Raw genomic sequence first — 3,589 nt, 5'->3', positions numbered from 1 at the left:
TCCTGGTTGTGTGCTTCCGTGAGGTAACGCAATGAGCTCGACTGACAGGCATAGGTCCGCTATCTGAGTGGACCGGACGTTTGAGTGTCTGTCCGAATGCTCGAGCGTATGGCCGTTCATGGCCGATTGCTGTCCTGCACGGCCGGCAAAATGCGACCCGGAAGGGACATTCGGCAGTGCTGGATGCAGACATTCGCGTGCGGCTTTCCACGTCAGCGAGTCTCCGAGTCGCAACCGGCGGCATTCGACGACAGGAATACGCAAACGCACGCGACGAACCACATGAACCTTATTGGCCACGTAGACGAGTAGCTGCCGATTGCCTGCCACCTGTTGCGGGTTGTAGCGAACCAATCTTTCCGAGACCAAACGGCGGCATGTTGACGTAAATATTCTCATAACAACCCGGCGACACCGCATACGTCTCATGCCAGATACCGACTGATCCGTCCGTTCCAATGGCCTTGTTGAAGGCCTGCCAGGCCGGCAAATGCTCTGATTCACGATTTTTGGCATAGGCCAGCAATTGATCTATCGAACGCCAATACTGCACCATGATCGTCGTACGGCTGAACCACATCTCCGCGTGGAGGAAGCCCAACTCTGGTTGACGATAAAGCTCCTTTATCATCCGTGGCATTGCGGTGGCGACGGGCAACCATTTGTGTACCCTAAGAGGCTCATTGACTCTCATGCCAATTAAAAACACGACAAAATCGCCGTCAAACGTGGCTGTGACACGCGCTTTATTGACCATTGCGACCTATCCTCTCAAAAACTACATTTCGTATTCCTCGCTTGCAGGGTGCCCGGCACTTGCCGCGGTTGGGGACATCTATAGGCGTTGGGACGTTCCCTGCGTGCCGCAGGGGAGCGTACCTCAAAAATTTAGGCTGCGGTCGGAGCGTGCGACCGCACAGCCGTTTCAAAGACTTACCATGGACGTCGACGTTCATCGCGGGTGCTCCCGTACCGCGTTCAATTGCAGCAGGCATGGCCATCCTATTTCTCCGTCGGAATGATGACGATCTTCATCGCGACATCGAACGTCTCATAATGGCCGATCCCGGAAATCGAGCGGCCTCCGGTGATCGTCGGCCGCACCGCCGCGTCGAACTTCCGTAGCCGACCCACAAAAGACACTCAGCTTCGTCTATGGCGGACGCTCACCGACGACAAGTCATTCATCGCCTTCAAGCTGAAATGATCCCTCCATGACGCTGACGCATTTCCCACCGACGCGAATCCTTGTACGGCCGCCATGCAAGTCAACTGTGGCAAAGAGAATGCTGGGGCGGCCCATGTCAACGCCTTGAGCAACGCGTAGCGATAGCTCTGGCAAACCTCGCACGTGCGCAATGAGCGCTGCGGTGGCTGCGGTCGCGCTACCCGTAGCCGGGTCTTCTGTCATGCGCGGCGTGAACATGCGCGCCTCCAGATCACAGGCATTTCCGGCCCTGACGCGGTCGATATCCCGCGTATAGGCATAGATGGACACGGCGCCGTCGATTGGAAGTAGGGCTTTGAATGCCACCAGGTCGGGTACGCACCGTCTTAGAGCATCGCGTGAAGCAAGTTCGACGACAAGAAACGGCAGGCCAACAGAAGCGACTTGAGGGGCGTGAGCATCGATCCGGACATCGTCAGCGCTGAGTGAGAGGCAAGCCGCTACCCGGTTTGCGGCAACCTGCGATAGCCGCGCCAACGGTTCCGGTGCAATGAGTTCAGCACCGACTACAGTCTCTCCCTCTTTCAACTGATTGACCGGTACCAGACCGGCGATCTCCTCGAATACAAGCAAGTCCGGCAGGCCCTTCCGAGATGACGCAGCCTTCGCGGCGAGGACGAATGCGGTACCGATGTTCGGGTGTCCTGCGAAGGGTATCTCCCGGCTCGGCGTAAATATTCGCACCCAGGCAGTATTCGATGCATCGCGAGGAGGCAGTACAAATGTCGTTTCGGTATACGCGAACTCGCTGGCGATTGCCTGCATCTGGTGGGTAGACAAACCAGCGGCGCCAAGCACAACCGCAACTGGATTGCCTTTAAATTTCTCGTCTGTGAACACATCGGCGGTGACATAGCGGCGATTCATATCGTATCTCGGCTTCTTGATTGTTTTTAGCGATCTACCCCATGATCGGCTATGAGTCGCCGAAGTGACAGACACAGTTCTGTCCTGATAGACCGGGCCAGCGCGTCGATGACCGCTCGCCTGTCTCAGCGATGACGGGATGTGTCAGCCGCAGGAATGATCAACTGACCCGTGAAAAGTCTCGCCTCGTTTTGTCGACAATGTTGCTCGATCGAGCGACCGTCCGCATTTGGACGAGGCCCGCCCGAATGAGGACCGGTTCAGTTTGACTCGGATCGACCTCATCGCCGGACGCGGTCGGCCGACCTGATTGACCCCAGAAAAAACATTCACTAGACTGAGATCCCTTTTGCGCCATGCGCACAAGGGGATCTATTATGCTTGGCCTTGCTAGTCTCGGACTCTTCTCAGCGGCCTGTCTCGCGCTTACGATGACCCCGGGTCCGGATATGCTGCTCATAGCGTCGAGAAGCGTTACTCAGGGACGTTCTGCTGGCTTCGCATCGCTTGCCGGAATTCTGGCCGGAACCTATTGCCACGCGATGCTGGCAGCGTTCGGCCTGTCCCAATTGTTTCTCGCAGTTCCGATAGCCTACGATGTCGTCCGGTTTGCCGGAGCCACCTACCTGCTCTACCTTGCGTGGAAGACCCTTCGCGCGACCCCCATGTTGACTTCAGCCGCCGCGAGCGAAGTTCGTTTCCCTATTCGAAAGATTTTCAGGCAGGGTTTGCTGACAAATCTGCTCAATCCGAAGATGGCATTGTTCGTCCTTGCACTGTTCCCTCAATTTGTGCGTCCGCAAGACGGGGCAGTTGCCTTTCAGATTTTAACGCTCGCCACCGTACTCAACTTCATCGGTTTGATTGTGAACGGTGTGGTCATACTTTCTGCAAGCCAACTTAGCCGGCGGTGGGCTGGCCGCCGCCGGCAGTCTCGGGCCCCCCAATATCTGCTCGCATCAGTTTTTGCCGGATTGGCGGCGAGACTTGCTGTCGCCAGCCGGAATTGAACGTCCGACGGAAAGGCTCCCTTCGTTGCGTACCGAGCAATATTGTCGACGAACTAGACGCCTCAATTGAACGTCTCAAAATGGCCGGATGGCGACCATCTCAGTTCGCCGCACTCCGGGCCAAACTCCAGCCGCGAAATGAAACTACCTTCCGCAGCGAGACGACGCGCACATGCTCCCAGATACGAGCGGCCGCGGCCCGGCACGTGCGTCAAATGCGCTCGCCAACACGAGCAGGACACCGCCGGGAGCCCTATCCGCTTACACGCCGGCACCCGTCTCATCGAAGAATGAGGTTTTGTCCGTCCCGTTCGCTTTGGCGCGATACATCGCGCTATCGGCCTGGCGCATCAGGGTGTGTACATCAAGACGTCCGTCCGCGCTATTGGCACCGAGCATGCGCACGCCAATGCTGGCCGATACGGCGACGGGATGACCGCCGATCTCTCGAAGCCCATGAAGGATGTCGTGAATACCGTCGGCA

Annotated in this window: 4 protein-coding genes; 1 reads left to right on the top strand and 3 read right to left on the bottom strand. The window is 57.3% G+C overall.

What is annotated here, in order from left to right; translation table 11 throughout:
• Nucleotides 1–289: 289 nt before the first annotated feature.
• Both F6X39_RS35775 and F6X39_RS35770 read right to left on the bottom strand, forming a co-directional pair.
• Nucleotides 290–757 carry a DUF4188 domain-containing protein gene (locus F6X39_RS35775; RefSeq protein WP_187620104.1) on the bottom strand — a complete coding sequence of 156 codons (468 nt, stop codon included), beginning with the start codon at nt 755–757 and terminating at the stop codon, nt 290–292.
• Between the two features lie 423 nt (nt 758–1,180).
• On the bottom strand, nt 1,181–2,095 hold the full coding sequence (locus F6X39_RS35770; RefSeq protein WP_187620103.1) for a PhzF family phenazine biosynthesis protein: 915 nt from the start codon (nt 2,093–2,095) through the stop codon (nt 1,181–1,183).
• Nucleotides 2,096–2,472: 377 nt separating this feature from the next.
• Between F6X39_RS35770 and F6X39_RS35765 the strand changes: the two genes are divergently transcribed.
• Nucleotides 2,473–3,105: a LysE family translocator gene (locus F6X39_RS35765; protein ID WP_187620102.1), complete on the top strand. Its 633-nt coding sequence runs from the start codon at nt 2,473–2,475 to the stop codon at nt 3,103–3,105.
• A gap of 261 nt (nt 3,106–3,366) precedes the next feature.
• On the opposite strand, the gene F6X39_RS35760 is transcribed toward F6X39_RS35765, so the two are convergent.
• The coding region (locus tag F6X39_RS35760) for a diguanylate cyclase domain-containing protein (protein WP_187620101.1) at nt 3,367–3,589 on the bottom strand (223 nt) is incomplete at its 5' end.

It is taken from the genome of Paraburkholderia sp. UCT2 (genome assembly GCF_014397665.1).
Lineage (GTDB): Bacteria > Pseudomonadota > Gammaproteobacteria > Burkholderiales > Burkholderiaceae > Paraburkholderia > Paraburkholderia tuberum.
The sequence above is the reverse complement of the archived record's forward strand: the minus strand, read 5'-3'. Positions and strand labels throughout refer to the sequence as shown.

Bases quoted from the DNA above. Each gene is read 5' to 3' on its own strand.
- F6X39_RS35765 (WP_187620102.1), top strand. From the start codon at position 2,473: ATGCTTGGCCTTGCTAGTCTCGGACTCTTCTCAGCGGCCTGTCTCGCG.
- F6X39_RS35770 (WP_187620103.1), bottom strand. From the start codon at position 2,095: ATGAATCGCCGCTATGTCACCGCCGATGTGTTCACAGACGAGAAATTT.
- F6X39_RS35775 (WP_187620104.1), bottom strand. From the start codon at position 757: ATGGTCAATAAAGCGCGTGTCACAGCCACGTTTGACGGCGATTTTGTC.